This is a genomic window from Cyclonatronum sp. (assembly GCF_022565315.1).
GTDB lineage: Bacteria > Bacteroidota > Rhodothermia > Balneolales > Cyclonatronaceae > Cyclonatronum.
Genome location: NZ_JAIUMX010000071.1, coordinates 1 through 19,004, shown reverse-complemented (window position 1 = coordinate 19,004; position 19,004 = coordinate 1). Strand labels below are relative to the sequence as shown.

The following is a 19,004-nucleotide window of genomic DNA, read 5'->3' as shown; positions in this document are numbered from 1 at the left end:
CGCGGGGGCAGCTAAGCTATGGAAACCCTGCTCTTCTCCCTCACCCCGGCCCTGCTGATCTGGACGGTCTTCGCCCTGCTGATGCTGCTCGTGCTCCGTTTCAACCAAAACGGCAGTCCGCTGCTGAACTATCACCTGAGCACAGCAATCCTCATTGCCCTTCCCGCCGGGCTCCTGCTGGCGCCCTTCCTGACCATACCCGCCGTTTTTCAGCCTGTCCCCGCTATCAATAATTGGCTTTTTACGGCTGTACTGCCTGAAATCAGCATTAGTTCTGCCGGTTCGGCCGACACTGCCGCAGCTTCCCAGGCAACGGAGTCTCAGTCCGCTGCCGGTCCGTTTTCGCTTACGCTGCTCTTTGCAGTCCTGCTGGCAGCAACCGTAACGGCCGGGCTCATTCGCCTGCTCTACATTTACGCCCGGCTCAAGCACAGCCTCGGCAAAGCCGAGCCGGTCACTTCACCACAGCTCATTCAGCAGGCCGAAACGCTGCGCAAAACGCTGAACATCAGCCGCCGGGTGCGGCTCTTCCGGTCTGACGAAGCCGCCATCCCGTTCACAACAGGCATTTTCAGGCCGGTAATTGTACTGCCGGTTCAAAGCCTCCAAAACGGGGATGCCGGGCAGCTGCGGCTCATTCTCACGCACGAGATGATTCACATCGCCCGAAACGACTATGCCGCACACCTCGGGGAGCTGTTTATCCGCCACCTTTTCTGGATGCACCCGCTCGTGCACCTGCTCTACCGGCAGGCGGCCTATTACCGGGAAGTCTCCTGCGACCGCGAAGTGCTGCGCATAAACGGCGAAAGTGAGGCCACCTATGCAGAATTGCTGTACCGCTTTGCGCTGCTTGAGCGCGAAAAACCACAATTCAGGGCTGCGATGGCAGAAGAGCACAAGCTTCTGCGCCGCATCCGCAACCTGAACACCATCCAAGCCAACACCACCCAACCTACTATGATTACTATGAAAAAAAGCTTACTCGCATCAGCCGCGCTGATGCTCATGATTGCAGGCGTAATGGCCTGTTCCGACCTCACGCAAAACGCTGATCCTTCGGGTACAGTCGTGAACTTAGACGACAGCATTGAACTTCATGGCCAAACCATAACCCTCCGGGAGTTCCGTGAGCGCATTGCAGAAGATCGCCAAAACCTGCTCCGCGGTATTGAAGAAGCCACGGCAAGCACAAATCCGCAAACCGTGCAGTTCATGCGCGACACTGCCCAGGAGTTAGGCAACGTACTCATGCTGATCGACAACGGACAGGCAAGCCGTGCCATCGCCGTTATTGAGAGCCTCTCCCCGCCTCCGCCGCCTGTTCTCGGTGAAAGCGAAAGCAGCGACGTCTTTGTAGTCGTAGAAGAAATGCCGCAGATGATCGGCGGGCAGCTCGCCCTTTTCAACGCCCTCCGTTACCCCGACATGGCAAGGCGCGCCGGCATCGAAGGCCGGGTAATTCTGCAGTTTATTGTTGATGAGGAAGGAAATGTTATCAACCCCACGGTAGTGCGCAGCGCGGGTGCCGGCGGGCTTGATGAAGCTGCGCTCGAGGCCATATCTCAAATGCAGTTCACCCCGGGCATTCAGCGCGGAAGGCCCGTTAAGGTGCAAATGACACAGCCCGTTGTGTTCCGCCTGGGCGACAGTGCATCTATGCCAGAAACCACTCAGCCGGGTACAGCGGTTCTCAACGCGTATTAGCATGTGTTTTTGATCCTCGCTTAACCATTTGTTTAACCCAGGCCCGGTTCTCTGAAGAGTTCCGGGCTTTTTTGTTGCATAGTCGCTGATCCGTTTTATGATCTGTTTACCTGCCTGCCTGCAATGTATTAATCAGGCAGCAGTTGAGATTCAAAACAAACTGACCAAATTAACGTAAATTGCGTCACTAAACAGACTCAATTAACGTAAATACAGTCAATTCACGGACACTATTCTTCAATTCAGGCAGCTAATTTCCTTAACAAAGGGATTTGCATTGGCTAATTCCTGACTGTTTTTTTGGTGGGGGACTCCGTGGGCATCACGGTCTTTCGTGCTTGTGAACACCCCCAAACCTGCGGCATGTCCCGTGCTTTTTGGTTTTGGTCCACCTGTTAGTTTCCTCTCCTGCTTCTATCACACCTATTGCCGTTCACAACACACCGGAGGCAATCGGATGAAGACTGGTTCAGCCCGCATTTCACCCAAGCTGGCATAGCGCAGCGTTTCTGTGCAGTGAAGCAAAAAAAGCAACAAATAGTGGACTTACTGACTGAATTAACGTAAATTGCGTCAGTTAACTGACGCAATTTACGTTAATTCAGTCATTTCATAAGCATGAATCCTCCATTTATCGACAGAACGGTTAAGGCGGCAGTGCTGCGCTGGCTTCGGCCGCAGCGGGTCGTTTTGCTGAAAGGCGCCCGCAGAACCGGAAAAACAGAGCTCGCAAGGCAGATTCAGCAGGAATTCGACGGACGCTCGGACTTCCTCAATGCTGAAGATATGGACACCCGCAGCCTGCTGGCCGATCAGTCTGTGCGCAATTACCGGAACCTGTTCGGGAAAACAGATCTGCTCATTATCGATGAAGCGCAGGTTATTCCCGATATCGGGCTTATGGTGAAACTAATTGCCGATGAGGTAAAAGGCGTACGGATTTTGCTCACGGGTTCATCCTCCCTCACGCTAAGCCAAACCACCGGCGAACCGCTTACAGGCCGAAAAACCGACCTCGAACTCTACCCGTTTTCGATGGCCGAGCTGCGCGCTGCATGGTCCGGTATTGAACTGCGCAAACAGCTCACGGACCGTATTCTGTTCGGCAGCTACCCGGAGGTTGTTTTCATGGAGCACCCGCAGGACCGCAAAATTTATCTCAAGGAAATACTGCGCTCCTACCTGCTCAAAGACGTGCTGATGCTCAACGAGCTGCGGGAAACCGATAAGCTGAGGAAACTACTACAGCTGCTGGCCTGGCAGGTTGGTCAGGAGGTGTCGTTTCAGGAGCTGGGCAATACGCTCGGCATGAGCAAAAATACGGTTGAGCGCTACATGGAGCTGCTTTGGGATGCGTACGTCATTTTTCCGCTGGGCGGGTATCATAAAAACCTGCGCAAAGAGGTGGCCAAAAGCAAGAAGTGGTACTTTTGCGACACCGGCATCCGGAATGCCATTATCGGTGATTTCAAACCGATGGAACTGCGGCAGGATGCCGGGGCACTGTGGGAAAACTTCATCGTGAGCGAGCGGCTCAAAATGCACCGCACGAACCTGCGCGATACGGAGCTGTTTTTCTGGCGAACCTACGACCGGCAGGAAGTGGACCTGATTGAGCAGGATGAGAACGGGCTCCGTGCTTTTGAGATGAAATGGCGGCTGCCGTCAAAAAAAGTAAAGCCACCCCTGGGTTTTGCGAATGCATACCCGGAAGCGGCTTTTGAAGTCGTTCACAGCGAAAACTGGTACGAATTTATCTGATAGCAGGAGTCTTAATTGAGGTTGCGGGCCAGAAATTCGAGGGTTTTCTCCCAGGCATCGGCGGCGGCTTCCGGCAGGTAGCGCGTGCCGGAAGGATTGGCAAAGGCATGGTCGGCATCCGCGTAAATGTGGATTTCGGCCTGCTTGCCAAGCTCCCCGAGAAGGGCTTCGAACTCACGGACGCCCTCAACGGGAATGCCGCCGTCTGCTTCCCCGAAAATACCGAGCAGCGGGATATCAATGCGGGCAAGCTCCTCCGGGTTGGTGTTCACACGGCCGTAGTAAATCACGCCCGCATCGAGCTGATCGGAAATGGCAATGGCGGCATTAAGGGTCCATGCGCCGCCGAAGCACCATCCCATCACCCCAACAGAAGAGCTGCCGGCGTCGGCAAGAAAGCCTGCTGCCTGAGAAAGGTTCGAGATACCGGCATCAAAGTTGGCCATGGCGCTGCGCATCAGCCCCTGCGCTTCCTGCGGATTCTCAGCTACTTCACCAAAATAGAAATCAACTGCGAGCACCCGGTAGCCTTCCCCGGCAAGGCGGCGGGCCATGGTTTGGATATTTTCATTCAGCCCCCACCATTCGTGAATTAAAATTGCGGAAGGGATAGCGGCACCGGCTTCGGCATCTTCCGGCTCAGCCAGAAAGCCGCGCAGCAACAGTTCGCCGGCTTCACCATAAGCGACCATCCGGGAAGTTACCGGCTGATTCGGCTCATACGAAGCGGCTACCGATGGTACGGGGATATCATTATGGTGCTCATGCGCCATGGCATCGGTGTAGGTATCAGAATCATGTGTGTGCTCACTGCTGCAGGCGGCAATCATCAAAAACAGCGTGAAGCTCAGTAAAATGAATTTCATAAGAATGAATTTCATAAGATGGTTATTGGGTGATCGGAAAAACAGCGCGACTGATCAGAGGGCCGTACTTTAAACGGATCAGCATTAACCCCAGCAAAACCTTCATCGTTTACTATGTTCACAAAGTGAAAAAGCCTGAACAGATGCTAAATCCGTTCAGGCTCTCACAGAAAACAGCTACCGGGTACTGCCTACGTTGTTTTTGACTTTATAAAATCGGGGTGAGGCATGTTTTCACCGTAACGGTTTTTGTAGCGCTCACGGCGTTTTTCCTCAATAGCTCTGTAATTTCTCCGGAATGCGATCTGAGCACCGAATACACCAATAATTGCCCCAACTGCTGCCACTGCCAAGGAAATAAGCATATAATTCAATGCCTGAATCGTCTGAAACCAAAACGTGTAAACATGTAGCTTTATAAATAGCTGAAAACCTATGCCAACAAAAAGCGCTCCGAGAATAGCAGTGCTTGCCACACTTACTACTACATGATTCGCCCGTCGGGCTGTGTAATAAGCGCTTGCCAGCAGTACTCCGAACCCAAGAAAAAGTATCGGATATACCGGTATCCCTTTGATGTGAAATAACAAGGCCGAGAGTACAACCAGGAACATTAATACTGCCAATGCCAGCACAAATACAATCTGTGTATTGTATTTTCGCCTCAGTTCTTTAAAGGTAGAACTTGCCATCTCGTTTGTATGGTTTAATAAGTGGTGCTATTCAGGAATATAGCGATGCATGCAATTAAGGTGTTCATAATATACAAACTTAAATTATCACTCCTGCAAGAGATTAAAAACAGATACAAGCAGCTGCGCCCGGATTTACTCAAATGTGCAAAGTTTCATATACTGCTACTATTCCTTAATACTAATATGTCGGGCTGAGCTTAATGTTCATACACACCCATCATGGTTTCTTCAATTAGCATATCCACAACTGCTTTAAGATCACCGGTTTCTTTATAAACTTTAAGCTGCCTGTCAGCAGATGTTCCCTCAGCAAGAATGTTATGAACATAACCGATTTCTTCACGCACGTCGAGGTCATCAACTACATCATCAATAAACGTGAGGAGTTCAAAAATAAGTTTACGTGCATCAACTTCTCTGTGGCGGCCAAGATCCAGGAGTTTACCGTCAAAGCCGTAGCGCAGCGCGCGGAACTTGTTTTCCTGAATAAGCTCTTTGCGGTAAATACGCCAGGACTGATTGTTGCGGCGCAGCTTCATTAATTTGGCCACAAGAGCAACTTTAATGGCGCAGAGGGCAATGGCTTCATCAACACGCGTACATACATCAGCAATACGAAACTCAAGCGTGGGGTATTTGGGTGAGGGCCTGAGATCCCAGCGAATTTTGGTAGGCTCGTCTATACAGTTTGTGTCCATCATCACCTGCAGGTATTCCTGATAGTCGTTCCAGGAACGGAACACGGGTGCAATTCCGGTTCGGGGAAGGCACTCAAATATTACGCTGCGGTAGGATTTAAGACCGGTGTCGTAGCCCGACCAAAACGGAGAGCTCGTAGAAAGGCACAACAGGTGGGGGCAAAAGTAGCTAAGCTGATTCATCAGATCGATCCGCTCATCATCATCTTCAATACCAATGTGCATGTGCATGCCGCAAATAAGCAGTTGCCGGGCGAGTACGCGGTTTTCGAGCTCAAGGCCCCGATACCTTGCACGGTGGGTCATGTCCTGCTTGGACCATTCAGAAAACGGGTGGGTGCCGGCAGCAATAATTCTCAGACCGTGCTTTCGAACAAGCGTATCAACAGCACGGCGAACGGAGATAATCTGCTCCTTAGCTTCCTGAATGCTGTTACACACCCGCGTGCCGATTTCTACCTGGCACTGCATGAGCTCTGTTGTGATCTGATTGCCGAGCGAATCCTGACCGTCTTTCAGAATATTCTCTATCGCTGAGCTTAATTCACGGGTTTCAGGATTGACAATCTGATACTCCTCTTCAATCCCGATTGTAAAGTTGTAATTGGTTCTTGGCATAGCTGCACATCATTTTTTTGATGACTCTGAATGGAGCCGTTAAATAATGTAATCCAAGATTAGATGCAATAGTGTGCCGGGCAATTTGGCCGGAAAAAATTACACTAAATGCTATGCTATGCTATGCTATGCTATGCTATGCTTCCCTGTCTTACCTTTTCAAGTACCCGCTCATAATGAGATTCGTACTCGGCTACTATCGTATTGAGCTCAAACTGTTCTGCGCGTGCCCGGGCCTGCTGCGACAGAGACTGGTGGAGCTCAGGGTTCTGCAGCATTGCAATTGCGGCTTCTGCCATGCCATTAACATCGCCAAGGGCACGAACATAGCCTGTTTTTCCGTCGAGGTTCAGGCCGGGCAGCCCTCCCACGTCAGAGCTGATAACCGGTACGCTGCAGCTCATTGCTTCAAGCGCAGCAAGACCGAAGGTTTCAGAACCGGAGGGCATCAGAAACACATCCGAAATTGAAAGAATCTCTTCTATTTTTTCCTGCTTGCCCAGCATACGCACATGATCGCACACGCCAAGCTCGCGGCAGCGTGCCTCAACATTCACACGATCGGGGCCATCGCCCACGAGGAGAAGTTTTGCCTTAATCCCGCTTTCCAGAACCTTGCTGAATACTTCAACAGCGTCGGTCACGCGCTTAACTTTCCGGAAATTGGAAACATGCGTCATCACAAATTCACCATCAGGGCAAATGGCCTTTTTGAAATGTGAACGCTCAATGCGCTTAAAGCGGTCAAGGTCAACAAAGTTGGGAATTACATGAATGTTTCTTGTGATGCCAAATTTCTCGTACGTTTCCTTTTTCAGGTACTCGGAAACCGCAGTAACGCTGTCGCTTTGGTTAATAGAAAACTCCACAACAGGCAGATAGCTGGGGTCGGACCCTACAATCGTAATATCGGTTCCGTGAAGGGTAGTGAGCACGGCAACCCGTTTGCCTTCTTCGCCTAAAATCTTTTTGGCCAGGTACGCACTTGTAGCGTGCGGAATGGCATAGTGCACATGAAGCACATCGAGTTTCTGATACTTTATAAGATTCACCATATGGCTGGCAAGCGCAAGGTCATAGGGCGGATATTCAAATAAGGGGTAAACATTAACAGCAACTTCATGAAAATCAATATTATGCTCAAATTCATTGAGGCGCTGCGGGCGGGCATAGCTTAAAAAATGTACCTTATGCCCCCTCTTGGCCAACCCTATTCCAAGTTCAGTTGCTACTACGCCGCTTCCGCCGTAGGTTGGATAACAAACGATTCCGATGTTCATGTGCGATAATGAAATGACAATTTTGACGGTACTGTATTATACCGCTTTTTAGTGTGTTACGTTCCTTTAAGGGATGAGACATACACACCGGGTTCGGGTCGTTTCATGGCATTATTTTACCGTTCAGTCAAGCAAGCTTTCTGAACCCGAACAATCTTCACAGAACAGCGCTTTCTTTGTATATTCCGCTGTTTAGCAAGGTCTTTAAAGCCTCATTGTTGTTTCTGAATCCTAAAACAGCATCACCCTTAACCAAAAGCGTTCAATTTGTATGGCAGGACATTCCAAATGGGCCAATATCAAGCACCGTAAGGCCCGCCAAGATGCAGCCCGTTCAAAGGCTTTCACAAAAATTATCCGCGAATTAACCGTTTCAGCGCGGGAAGGCGGCGGCGATCCCGGCGCGAACCCACGTTTGAGTCTGGCTATCGAAAATGCCAAATCGGTTAACATGCCCAAAGAAAATATTGAGCGGGCCATCAAAAAAGGCACCGGTGAACTTGAGGGCGAGAGCTACGAAGAAGTTACTTTCGAGGGCTACGGCCCCGGTGGTGTAGCTTATTTTGTGGAGTGTACTACCGATAACAACAACCGGACTGTTGGGGAAATCCGGCATGCATTCTCAAGAAATGGCGGAAACATGGGTACATCAGGCTCAGTCGCCTTTCTTTTTGAACAAAAAGGCATCATCTCGATAGAAAAAAAAGGGTTAGATGAAGATGAGGTGATGCTCGCTGCCATAGATGCCGGCGCCGATGATGTTAAGGCTGAAGGTGATGTTTTTGAAATAACTACAACCCGCGAGCAGCTTTATGCTGTGCGTACCGGCCTCGAAGAAGCAGGTTACACAATTGCAACCGCCGAGCTTCAGCGCCTGCCTGCGACCGAAGTAGCTGTTGATGCCGAAACTGCCGCAGCCAACCTCAAACTGATGGACCGCTTCGAAGACCTCGACGATGTTACGAACGTGTTCACCAACATGAGCATGAGCGACGAAGTGATGTCTATAGCCGAAAACATGTAATCTCTTCCAGCCCGCCTGTAATGCGCCTCATCCCGATTTTTTCTCTGCTGCTTTTTTTACTGACGGCCTCCGTACCCGACCGGGCACGGCAGGCTAATGAAGCGTTCGAAAATCGGGATTTTCAAACAGCTGAACGGCTCTTCAGAGAAGCCATCAACGATAACCCCAACGATTCCCGGCTATATTTCAACCATGCAACAACGCTTACATTGCTGGGCAGGCAGGAAGAAGCCGTTCAGGCTTTCGAGCGGTTCCGGATGGTTGAACGTGACCCCGGGCTGCGGGCTTTCGCAGATTACAACATAGGAAATATCTTTGCAGAAGCAGAAAACTGGGAGGCGGCAGCTGAACTTTACCGTATGGCATTGCTCCAAAATCCGGCCGATGAAGACGCCATTCACAACTACGAGTTTGCTTTGAGGCAGCTCGGGCAGCAGCAGGAAGACCAGCAAGAACTGCCTCCTGATGAGCAGCAGCAACAGCAGCAAGACACACAGGACGCCGACCAAAGTGAGCAGCAACAGGAAAGTGACCCTGAAGAGGGTGAAGGCCGGCCGGGAGAGCAGCAGTCAGACCCCTCAGACAGCCGCCAAAGCCCCGAGGATACCGAGCCGGAACCAAGGCCCGGAGAAATGTCGCAGCAGGAAGCACAGCAGATTCTGAATGCCATCACAAACCGTGAGCGTGAGCTGATACGCGATTTCCTCAAAGACCTCACCCCTCCCGCGCAAACGCAGGAGAAAGACTGGTAAAGCGATGCCCCATTATTCTACCCTCTCTGCCCCAAAGCCCCCGCTCAGTCCGGAACCGGTGCATGCCGGTTTAGCTTTCAGACTTGTATTGTTTTTTTTGTTTTTTTGGGCGGGAGATGCAGTTGCGGTAAATACTCAGCCCGACGGGGTTCAGGCCCGCTTAACGACTACCTCCGAAAGGGTTTTTGTCGGAGAACGGTTCATCGTTGCGGTGGAAATTACGGGCAGCAGAGTCGAAAATGTACAGCGGCCTGAGCTGGAACCTGTGGAAGGCCTGCGCATCATTTCTGCTACCCCAACCCGTACGTCAAGTTTTGATGTACGCGACGGCCGGCACTTTTCTACCATCGGTTTCCGATACACCCTTGAAGCTATGCGCGAAGGGGAGCATACCATACCGGCGGTTAGCATTACCATGAACAATCAGGCTTTTACCACAAACCCGCTGCAGGTAACTGTGCTCGGCCGTGATCAGCTTCATCAGGAAAATGCTGACGATAATATTTTTATCCGGCTCGAGGTCTCAAATCAGAGTCCCTTTCGGGGCGAGCAGGTTCAGGCCAAAGTTGTGCTCTACTTTCATCAGGATATAAGCGTTATTTCGTATCAGCCTTCATCAACCTGGCGCACCGACGGGTTCTGGCTCGAGCGGCTTACCGAAGAACAGGGGCCGAGAGCCGAAAACGTAACCGTGAGAGGGCAGCCCTTTCGACGGGCCGAACTCATGAGCTATTCCCTTTTCCCGACTCGCTCCGGGGAGGTTTCCATCGGCGGCTACAATGTAACCGTAAACATGCGGCCTGTAAGCCGCTTTGGCGATGCATCCCGCTTTGTCGAAAACTTTGGCCGCTCCCAGCGGTCCGTTCGCCTGCGAACCCAAACCGTTGATCTTAACGTACGCCCGCTGCCCTCGCCTCAGCCGGAAGGGTTTAGCGGTGCCGTCGGGCAGTTCAGCGTGAGCCGTGAAGTGCCTGATACAGAGATTAAAATCGGAGAGCCTCTCAATATTGAAACCTCTTTCGTTGGGCGCGGAAACGTATCTCTGGTAGATCACCCCCAATTTAACCTGCCCGAAGGATTCGATATTTTCCAGCCCGGGGAAAACCTCAATATCCAAAAGTCAGCGGCCGGCATCAGTGGTTCAAAGACATTTACCGACGTATTGGTTGCCCGTGAAACCGGTCTGTTCGAAGTGCCTGCCGCTTCCGTATCCTGGTTCGATCCGCGCAGCAGGCGTTACCGATCTCAGCAGCTCCCGGCAGTTCAGGTACGTGTGTTACACGACCCGGGCATTGAAATTGCCGCTGCCGGCCTTCAGCAACTCAACATTTCACCCTGGACCGGCGCCGTAAGCTGGGTAAGAGCCGAGCCCCGGAACATGCTGCGAAACCTGGTTTTTGGCTTTATGTTCCTGCTGCCTCTCGGGCTTTTCGCCTACGCATGGACCCTGAAAACACAGCTTGATCAGCAACGAATGCAGCCTGAAAAAATTCGTGCATCAAAAGCACTTCAAACCGCGCAACATCACCTTTCCCTTGCTGATGCTCAGGCCGGCGCAGGCGACCCAAAAGAAGCATATAAATCCCTCAACCGGGCAGTTTCAGTTTATGCAATTCACCGCATGCAGATGCCGGAGGCCAATTATCCCGACACCAAAATCCTCACGGCCCTGCAGCAGCAGCTTCGGCCCGAACCCATGCTGTACAACCGGCTGCGCTGGATGTTCACACGCACAACAGAAATGAGTTTCGGCACGCAGGCATCCCTCGATAATTACCGTTTCGACCGGGCCGAGTGCGAAGGCATACTGGATGAACTCGAAAAACTATTTGATTAATGCGCTGTTCATTCCGGTTTCGTAATTACTTTCCCGGCCTCGGGATTTTGACCCTGCCAGGCCTGTTCATCCTTTTTCACCTTGTTCCGGTACTTTTTTTTACCGGAAAAGCCGATGCAGCTGCTCAGTCAGGCGGTACTGACCCACAGCTTCTCTTTAATGAGGGGAACTACTTTCTTGCCGAAGGCAACTACCGGCAGGCGCTCGATCGCTACTATGAAATAGAATCGCAGGGCCAGTATTCCGGGCCGCTGTTTCTGAATATGGGTCTTGCGCACAAACACCTGCAGCAGCAGGGAAAGGCCTTATATTATTTCCAACAAGCTTCGGCATTTCCGGAAGTGAGAGCAAATGCGCTTGAAGCCCGGGATTTTGTAAGTGAGCGGCTGTTTCAGCGCTTTGGCGAAATCCCCGTACTTAACACCTGGACCTGGCGCTACCGTCTCCTTTTTGATACCGGTTTCGCACCTTTTTTGTTTTTGAGCCTGCTTTTATTCAACATTTGCCTGCTGGGCTGGGCTGCACAATGGTTTTATCCCAAATGGCGCACAAACCTCCGGTATGCAGTTCTTTTTTCATTCCTTGCGTTGCTGCCGGTATCTGCAAGCTGCTACTGGCTATGGTCTGTATCTGACCGCTATGAAGCCGGACTTGTTGTTCAGGAGCAGGTTAGCCTGAGAGAAGCACCGGGTATGCAGAGCAGAGTACTGCTTGAGCTTTCACCGGGGTTCCGTTTTGTAAAAGACCGGGATACTTCAAAACTACAGCCCGGTTATCTCAATGTACAGCTGAGTAACGGCATGAGCGGCTGGATTCCCGCAGAATCGGCCCGCATGTTTATTTCATTCTGATGCCACAATCCGCCATTCTAACTACACCTAAGAAGTTAACACACTTATTTATCTTCATACGGTAAACAGGCTGGTTTGGAAGCCCACGCAGTTTACCCTACCTTTGAAGCCTGTTTTAAGCTTTTTTTTTAAACCTTTGATTATTGTGATATGTCCAGAATTTTTGATTTTATAGATGCTAACCAGCCACGCTTCAATCAGGAGCTATTCGATTTGCTTCGCATACCGAGCGTAAGCACCGATTCCGCCCTAAAAGCCGAAGTACGCAAAGCAGCAGAATTCCTATCGGCTCAGCTGAGCAGCGCAGGGATGGAGCATGTGCAAATCGTTGAAACACCGGGCCATCCGGTTGTGATGGCCAACTACCTGCACGCCGGCTCCGGCAAACCAACCGTGCTCATTTACGGACACTACGACGTACAGCCGCCCGATCCGCTGAACCTGTGGACTTCCCCTCCTTTCGAGCCGGTCGAGAAAGACGGCAAAGTCTATGCACGTGGCGCAAGCGACGATAAGGGTCAGGCTTACATCCATGTTAAAGCCCTTGAAGCCTGGCTCAAAAGCGGCGAAAAGCTGCCGGTAAATGTCAAGATCATCATCGAAGGAGAGGAGGAAATCGGTTCACCCAACCTCGTACCCTTCCTCGAAAAACACAAAGAAGAACTCGCCTGCGACATGGTACTTGTTTCAGATACTGCCATGTTTGCCAAAGATACCCCAAGCATTACCTACGGCCTGCGCGGCCTCGCTTATATGGAACTCGAAGTTTTTGGTCCGAACCGCGACCTGCACTCCGGCGTGTACGGTGGCGCGCTCACCAACCCGCTGAATGCCCTGTGCGAAATAGTGGCGCAGCTTAAGGACGAAAACGGCGTGATTCAGATCCCCGGTTTTTATGATGATGTACTCGACCTCAGCGATGAAGAGCGCGAAGCCTACCGGAAGCTTCCTTTCGACGAAGAAGGCTGGAAGGCTTCTATCGGCATTGAAAGCGTTAACGGCGAGCAGGGCTACAGTACCCTTGAACGCAAGTCTGCACGGCCTACCCTCGATATGAACGGTATGTGGGGCGGCTATCAGGGGGAAGGCGCAAAAACAGTACTGCCGGCTCAAGCCGGGGCGAAAATCAGCATGCGGCTTGTGCCAAATCAGCATCCTGATAAAATTGCCGAGCTGTTTACCGCACACATCAACAAAATAAAGCCAGAAGGCGTTAGGGTGAAAGTAACCCCGCACCACGGCGGGCACCCGGCCATGACCCCCATCGATTTCTACGGCCTTAAAGCTGCGGGCAAAGCCTACAAAGATGTGTACGGCAAGGAACCGCTCATGGCCCGCGAAGGCGGCTCAATCCCCATTGTAGCTGACTTCAAAAATGTGCTCGGCGTTGATACCATCCTGATGGGCTTTGGCCTTAACACGGATGCCATCCACTCCCCCAACGAACATTTCAGCCTCGAAGACTTCCACCGGGGCATCAAAACCTCCGCCCGCTTTCTGGAAGTACTGCCGGAGTTTGAAAAAGACTAAGCACTCCGGTCAGGCCCGGAAGCACATCCATCGTTAAAAACAAAAAAAAGGAAACCTGATTAACGGGTTTCCTTTTTTTATGGCGGGGAGCTGCCCGCTCACCGCTACTCCCGCTGCCCGGCCCACCATGCCGCGAGCATAATCAGCGGATGCAGCACAATCAGCCGCACCCAGGCCGCCCAAAGCGGCAGGCAGACCGCCTCCGACATGCACCCCCCAACCTGAACCATGTACACGTGCACCGGAATGAAAAGCACCATCAGCGCGATCACGCCGTATGATGCCCGGCGCGCCCATTTACTCAGGAGGAGTCCGGCACCTAACACCACCTCCGCGGCACCGGCCGCAAGGTTGAGCAGCTCCGGAACCGGAAACCAGGGCGGCATCATCGGGTAATAAAATTCAGGGTTGATGAAGTGATACAGGCCCGCGGCGATGAGGCCTGCCCCGAAAAAAATCCGGAACGGCTTTTGGGCTTTGGAAAGAAGAGCGACGGCGGTCATAAGCAGATTTATTTTTTATCGGTGTATGGGCTCCTGCGCCTGAACAGCAGCAGCAGTACCCGCATAAGTTTTCGGCTGCCGGTTTAGTTCCGCAGATTTCGTACCTTTGGAGTTCCTTTTTTCTCAGAACTTATTGATTCGATTTACTGATGGATTCCGCTTTTGTGTATGAACTCATCGGCTATGTGGCCTCCGTACTTGTAGCCGTTTCCCTGATGATGAGCCGGATTGTGCCGCTGCGCATCGTAAATATGATTGGCGCGGCAACCTTTGCGGTGTACGGCTACCTGATCGGCTCGTGGCCGGTAGCCGGCATGAACGCCTTCATCGTGCTTATCAACGTTTATTTCCTCCTGCAGATTTACCGCAGCAGCGAGTACTTCCGCATCCTGCCCATCGATCAGCCCGATGCCTACCTCAACGCTTTTCTCAATTTTTACCGGAAGGACATCGCGCAGTTTTACCCGGATTTCCAAAACGAGGCCGACGCTAGCGAACACGGCTACTTCGTGCTGCGCAACATGGCACCGGCAGGCCTCATTCTCGGCCGCGTTGAAGCCGGCTGCTTCCACGTTGCCCTCGACTACGCGACCCCGCAGTACCGCGATTTCAAGGTAGCCGCACACCTGTGGCGCGAAAACCGGGAACATTTCATCGGCGAAGGCATCACCGAAATCCGCTCCCGCACCACCGACCCCAACTACGCGGGGTACTTGCGGAAGATCGGGTTTGATAAAGACACAGACCGTCCGGATACGTATATTTTAAAGCTATCCCCCAAAAGTTAGGCCTTCTTTTTCAGTGATGATTGAGGCCTTTATGTCTCTTTCAAAACCAAATTGCTCATGCGCCTGCCTTTTGAAACGCGATTAAGTTTTATTGACTGCAGAGTTGCTGATATTGAGCGTCTTTGATTAATTTAGATTTTATATATTCCAAATCACTAAAATTGCCTCATAACCCACATAGCTTCAAATGAATTATAAAAAAGACTTTCTGCACGGCATGGGTTCTGCATTCGATCTTCATGGCAATAATTTCTTTAACGATTTTGACCAATACCCCGGTGCGCAAGATTCCATAGACAGCTATTGGGGGAAAGCAGCCTACTATATTCGCTCGTCAGTAACAAAGTTCACCTCTGAGTCTCATGCTGCCGGTCAGAACGCTGATATTTCATCTGCCTCATTTAGAGATAAAGGTAAATCCTTGCGTAAATAATCTTTTTTAAGCTTTAGCATTAACAGTATGCCTGACAAGGAAAACCATGAAACTGCGGATGAATTTTCCGAGAAGGAATTAGAAAAAAAACTGTTGAAAACTGACCCGGATGTTTTTGACGACATTCCGGATGGTAAGAGAAAAGAGCTTCTTTCATTACTTAAAGAAATCATTCACATAGAGATTTCTGAAAGCAGTACCCGAAAAATATCAGGCCCCTTCCCTCCTCCTGATATTTTGGAGCATTACATCCGTGTTGCACCGGATTTTGCTGAGCTAATAAAACAGATGGCACTTGAGGAGCAAAAGTATGCACATAACAGAGACAACAAACTCATTCAGGAGTCATTTAAGCTCAAACAGCGCGGACAGTACTTTGCTGGAATTATTGCCGTTTTTGCAATTTCAGGGGGTGTAATTTGCATTCTTAACGGTTTCGAAGTCGCAGGTACAATTGTAAGTGGTGTTGGACTGTCGGGTTTAGTTTCTGAATTCCTTGGCCGGAGCAGAGATAAAAAAACAGCATGAAGCTTTAAGCCCGCAGCCCTATATTCCCGCAGGCTGAGTGTTTGGCAGCCTTTAGCTCCTGTCACCGATTTTACTGAACTAACTACGCTAACCTGCACCATGTCCCGTAAGCCTGCATCCCGAAAACCGGGTTATTTTCTTTTTTTTGGCACCTGGTACCCCAACAACCGCCTCGTTTTCGGCCTTTTGGGGCTATTCATTCAGCTTGGTGTCATCTGGCCGCTGTATGCGGTCTTCTCCGGAGCAGAGCCGTTTATTCTGGGCCTGCCGCTGTCTTTTGCATGGCTCACGCTCATGCTGCTGCTTGCCTTCGCCGGCATGGTGTACCTCTACATCACCGATAATACGCGGCTCGACCGCGAACACAACGAGCGGGTTCGGGCAGAGTATCAGGCCGAAAGCAAGGGCCAAAACGGAGAGCCAAACTGATGGAAACCGGAACCGTTATCCTCATCGTTGTTGGCATTTACCTGCTGATTTCCCTCATTACCGGCATCATTCCGGGCCTCCGCATCTCCAAAAGCGTGGACGGCTACGTGGCCGGCGACCGCAGCATGAATGTGATGCTGCTCTATTTTGTGATGGGTGCCTCGATCTTTTCCGCCTTTGCGTTTCTGGGCGGGCCCGGCTGGGCGTACTCCCGCGGCGCGGCGGCCTTTTACATTATCGGGTTCGGGGTTACGGGCATCATCCCGCTGTATTTTTTTGGTCCGCGGGCCTGGCGCCTCGGCAAGAAGTACGGCTACGTAACGCAGGCCGAGCTGCTCTCCGACCGCTTCGACAGCCGGCTGATGTCGGTGATGCTCGCCGTGCTCAGCGTTGTGGTGTTCATCCCCTACCTCACCATTCAGATGAAGGGCGCCGGCTTCGTGCTGAGCGTTATTTCGGAAGGCCGCATCCCGGAATGGGCCGGCGCGGGCTTTACCTATCTCATCGTACTGGTGTACGTGTACTTCAGCGGGGTGATGGGCGTCGGCTGGTCGAACGCATTTCAGGGGCTTTTTATGATGGTGCTCGCCTGGGTGCTGGGCCTGTACCTGCCCTTCGCGCTGTACGGCGGGGTCGGCCCCATGTTTGAAGCCCTTGTCGATGCGGGTCAGGCCGCGATGCTTGCTGCGCCCGGCCTGGCCGGCGACGGCAGCCCGTGGAACTGGGCGGCTTTCAGCTCGGCGGTTGTGGTTTCGGCCATCGGGTTCTCCGTATGGCCGCACTTTTTCATGCGGAGCTTCGCCGCCAAAAGCGAGCGCTCCCTGCGGCTGAGCATCGTGCTGTACCCGACCTTTCAGATTTTCCTGATTCCGATTCTCATCATCGGTTTTTCGGCCATCCTCATTTTTCCGGGCGTAACGCCGGCTGACAGCATCCTGCCGCACGTACTCATGCAGCTGGAACTGCCGGCCATCGTGATTGGCTTGTTTTGCGCCGGCACCCTTGCCGCCTCCATGTCGTCGGGGGATGCCATCCTGCACTCGGCCGCCTCCGTTGGCGTACGCGACGGCATTTCCAAAGCGACCGCAACGCCCGTAAGCGACAGCACCGAGCGCATGCTCATCCGCATTCTGGTCATCGTGATCGGCCTCATCTCCTACTACTTCGCCGTAGCCTCGGAGGTCTCCCTCGTAGCCCTGCTGCTGGCTTCTTACGGAGGCGTGGCGCAGATTTTCCCGGTTGTATTTGCGATGTTCTACTGGAAGCGTGCAACCAAAGCAGGCGCCCTCAGCGGACTCTTCGGCGGCATGCTGGTGAATGTCTTCTTCCTGCTCAATCCCGCACTCAAACCCTGGGATATGCACGAAGGCGTGTACGGCCTCGCTGTTAACGTGCTGCTGCTCATCGCCGTAAGCCTGCTCACCAAACCGGATGATCCCAAACGCGTGCAGAAGTTTATGGATAAGCCGGTGGTGTGAAGAGGCAGGTTTTGAGGATGTTCAGGCTATAACATTATAATTTTTATTCATAGCAATCTTTACATTTTCCAAAGATTCCTGAAGTGCCTGATTATCTCTTAAAGCAAGTACATCATTCCAACTTTTCATAATTAGGGCTTCTTCACAGATTTGTTTGTTGTCTATTTTATTTTTTGTGAAGAACCAATCTGCGACTTCCTGCCAGCTCCAGATCAAGGTAGTTGAAGTTAAACCAGCTAAAGGTACCGGAAAATCACCATCTCCTCTTACTCCGGAGATCAGCTGCTGAACCGACTGCTTGCTTCTCCCTAAACGCCGGGCAATTTCGGATGCGGTGACCAAATCAGAGGGTTCAATCCGCTTAACCTTCAAAGGCAGTCCGGAAGATTCTGCCTGATGTATTGCTGAACCAACAGCTTTTTCCAGGTCATCTGCTTCCCGATCGAAATTCAGATATGCTATACCATTTCTAAAAGACAAAAGGGCATCATCACATCCGGCTTCATATAGTTTGTCTTCAATTTCCTCTAATGGGATATTATCAATTTCGAGTACCAGCGTAAATTCAAAAGTTTTCATAATTATCAGTCCTGTTCTTTATGAGGGCATTTATTGACCATTTTAAGTATCTGCTTAGCATGATTTTCAGGATTGCGGGGCGTACTCCAAACTGAGATCACGCATCCATTTCTCGAACTTTCAGGACACATCAGTCTTCCCCATGAGTGTGACGACTTTCCTGAATCCTTCAAAACCCAGCTTTGGGTTTGAGCATATTCAATTGCTTTTTGAATTTCTTTATTTGGATGTTTCTTCATCGCATTTAATTTTGGTCAAGATAGCCATTGCGTTTACCAAAGTAAACACTATGACTAAATTATCCCCAGCAACGTCAGCAAATGGTCGATGCCGCGGGGTACGATGATCATCACGTAGAGCAGGCCGGTTACGGCTCCGGCGATGTGGGCCTCGTGGTTGATCTGATCGTTGGCTTTTTTGTGTGCCCAAAAACTGTAGCCGATAAACACCGCGCCAAACACCGCCGCCGGAATGCCGATCGGGATGAAGAACAGATAAATCGGCTCCATCGGGAAGAAATAAATGAAAACAAACAGCACCGCACCTACGGCTCCCGAAGCCCCGAGGCTTGCATACTGCGGATCGTCCCGGTGGCGGAATAGGCTGGGGATGTTGGCCAGCACGAGCCCCGCGAGGTACAAACCAAT

At 51.5% G+C, this 19,004-nt stretch carries 20 protein-coding genes; 12 read left to right on the top strand and 8 right to left on the bottom strand.

Annotated elements, in window-relative coordinates; translation table 11 throughout:
• Nucleotides 1–18: 18 nt before the first annotated feature.
• Nucleotides 19–1,707: a M56 family metallopeptidase gene (locus LAT75_RS11015; protein ID WP_291482717.1), complete on the top strand. Its 1,689-nt coding sequence runs from the start codon at nt 19–21 to the stop codon at nt 1,705–1,707.
• A 618-nt stretch (nt 1,708–2,325) separates the two neighbouring features.
• Nucleotides 2,326–3,468, top strand: coding sequence for an ATP-binding protein (locus LAT75_RS11010; protein ID WP_291482716.1), 1,143 nt, complete (start codon nt 2,326–2,328; stop codon nt 3,466–3,468).
• Nucleotides 3,469–3,479: 11 nt separating this feature from the next.
• On the opposite strand, the gene LAT75_RS11005 is transcribed toward LAT75_RS11010, so the two are convergent.
• From LAT75_RS11005 to bshA, 4 genes are all read right to left on the bottom strand, one after another.
• Nucleotides 3,480–4,349, bottom strand: coding sequence for a dienelactone hydrolase family protein (locus tag LAT75_RS11005; protein ID WP_291482715.1), 870 nt, complete (start codon nt 4,347–4,349; stop codon nt 3,480–3,482).
• A gap of 176 nt (nt 4,350–4,525) precedes the next feature.
• Complete coding sequence (locus tag LAT75_RS11000; protein WP_291482714.1) at nt 4,526–5,026, bottom strand: hypothetical protein; 501 nt, start codon at nt 5,024–5,026, stop codon at nt 4,526–4,528.
• Nucleotides 5,027–5,226: 200 nt separating this feature from the next.
• Nucleotides 5,227–6,345, bottom strand: a complete 1,119-nt coding sequence (locus LAT75_RS10995; RefSeq protein WP_291482713.1) for a carboxylate-amine ligase — start codon at nt 6,343–6,345, stop codon at nt 5,227–5,229.
• 131 nt (nt 6,346–6,476) lie between these two features.
• Complete coding sequence (gene bshA / locus LAT75_RS10990; protein WP_291482712.1) at nt 6,477–7,625, bottom strand: N-acetyl-alpha-D-glucosaminyl L-malate synthase BshA; 1,149 nt, start codon at nt 7,623–7,625, stop codon at nt 6,477–6,479.
• Between the two features lie 271 nt (nt 7,626–7,896).
• On the opposite strand from bshA, the gene LAT75_RS10985 reads away from it, so the two are divergent.
• The 5 genes from LAT75_RS10985 (at nt 7,897) to LAT75_RS10965 (ending at nt 13,619) form a co-directional block, all read left to right on the top strand.
• Nucleotides 7,897–8,649: a YebC/PmpR family DNA-binding transcriptional regulator gene (locus tag LAT75_RS10985; RefSeq protein ID WP_291482711.1), complete on the top strand. Its 753-nt coding sequence runs from the start codon at nt 7,897–7,899 to the stop codon at nt 8,647–8,649.
• Between the two features lie 20 nt (nt 8,650–8,669).
• A complete protein-coding gene (locus tag LAT75_RS10980; protein WP_291482710.1) occupies nt 8,670–9,401 on the top strand; it encodes a tetratricopeptide repeat protein in 732 nt (243 codons plus the stop codon).
• A 4-nt stretch (nt 9,402–9,405) separates the two neighbouring features.
• On the top strand, nt 9,406–11,238 hold the full coding sequence (locus LAT75_RS10975) for a BatD family protein (RefSeq protein ID WP_291482709.1): 1,833 nt from the start codon (nt 9,406–9,408) through the stop codon (nt 11,236–11,238).
• On the top strand, nt 11,238–12,089 hold the full coding sequence (locus LAT75_RS10970) for a hypothetical protein (RefSeq protein ID WP_291482708.1): 852 nt from the start codon (nt 11,238–11,240) through the stop codon (nt 12,087–12,089). The genes LAT75_RS10975 and LAT75_RS10970 overlap by 1 nt, the downstream gene beginning before the upstream one ends.
• A gap of 150 nt (nt 12,090–12,239) precedes the next feature.
• Nucleotides 12,240–13,619 (top strand): dipeptidase, encoded by a 1,380-nt coding sequence (locus tag LAT75_RS10965; protein ID WP_291482707.1) that lies wholly within the window; start codon nt 12,240–12,242, stop codon nt 13,617–13,619.
• 104 nt (nt 13,620–13,723) lie between these two features.
• On the opposite strand, the gene LAT75_RS10960 is transcribed toward LAT75_RS10965, so the two are convergent.
• On the bottom strand, nt 13,724–14,122 hold the full coding sequence (locus LAT75_RS10960) for a DoxX family membrane protein (RefSeq protein ID WP_291482706.1): 399 nt from the start codon (nt 14,120–14,122) through the stop codon (nt 13,724–13,726).
• Nucleotides 14,123–14,271: 149 nt separating this feature from the next.
• Between LAT75_RS10960 and LAT75_RS10955 the strand changes: the two genes are divergently transcribed.
• From LAT75_RS10955 to LAT75_RS10935, 5 genes are all read left to right on the top strand, one after another.
• A complete protein-coding gene (locus tag LAT75_RS10955; RefSeq protein ID WP_291482705.1) occupies nt 14,272–14,910 on the top strand; it encodes a hypothetical protein in 639 nt (212 codons plus the stop codon).
• Between the two features lie 187 nt (nt 14,911–15,097).
• A complete protein-coding gene (locus tag LAT75_RS10950) occupies nt 15,098–15,343 on the top strand; it encodes a hypothetical protein (RefSeq protein ID WP_291482704.1) in 246 nt (81 codons plus the stop codon).
• 27 nt (nt 15,344–15,370) lie between these two features.
• On the top strand, nt 15,371–15,871 hold the full coding sequence (locus LAT75_RS10945) for a DUF2335 domain-containing protein (RefSeq protein WP_291482703.1): 501 nt from the start codon (nt 15,371–15,373) through the stop codon (nt 15,869–15,871).
• A gap of 99 nt (nt 15,872–15,970) precedes the next feature.
• Nucleotides 15,971–16,300 (top strand): hypothetical protein, encoded by a 330-nt coding sequence (locus tag LAT75_RS10940; protein ID WP_291482702.1) that lies wholly within the window; start codon nt 15,971–15,973, stop codon nt 16,298–16,300.
• On the top strand, nt 16,300–17,778 hold the full coding sequence (locus tag LAT75_RS10935) for a sodium:solute symporter family protein (RefSeq protein WP_291482701.1): 1,479 nt from the start codon (nt 16,300–16,302) through the stop codon (nt 17,776–17,778). The genes LAT75_RS10940 and LAT75_RS10935 overlap by 1 nt, the downstream gene beginning before the upstream one ends.
• Nucleotides 17,779–17,799: 21 nt before the next feature.
• On the opposite strand, the gene LAT75_RS10930 is transcribed toward LAT75_RS10935, so the two are convergent.
• From LAT75_RS10930 to LAT75_RS10920, 3 genes are all read right to left on the bottom strand, one after another.
• Nucleotides 17,800–18,357, bottom strand: coding sequence for a hypothetical protein (locus tag LAT75_RS10930; protein ID WP_291482700.1), 558 nt, complete (start codon nt 18,355–18,357; stop codon nt 17,800–17,802).
• Nucleotides 18,358–18,362: 5 nt separating this feature from the next.
• Nucleotides 18,363–18,596 carry a hypothetical protein gene (locus tag LAT75_RS10925; protein WP_291482699.1) on the bottom strand — a complete coding sequence of 78 codons (234 nt, stop codon included), beginning with the start codon at nt 18,594–18,596 and terminating at the stop codon, nt 18,363–18,365.
• 54 nt (nt 18,597–18,650) lie between these two features.
• On the bottom strand, nt 18,651–19,004 hold a 354-nt coding region (locus LAT75_RS10920), incomplete at its 5' end, for a rhomboid family intramembrane serine protease (protein ID WP_291482698.1).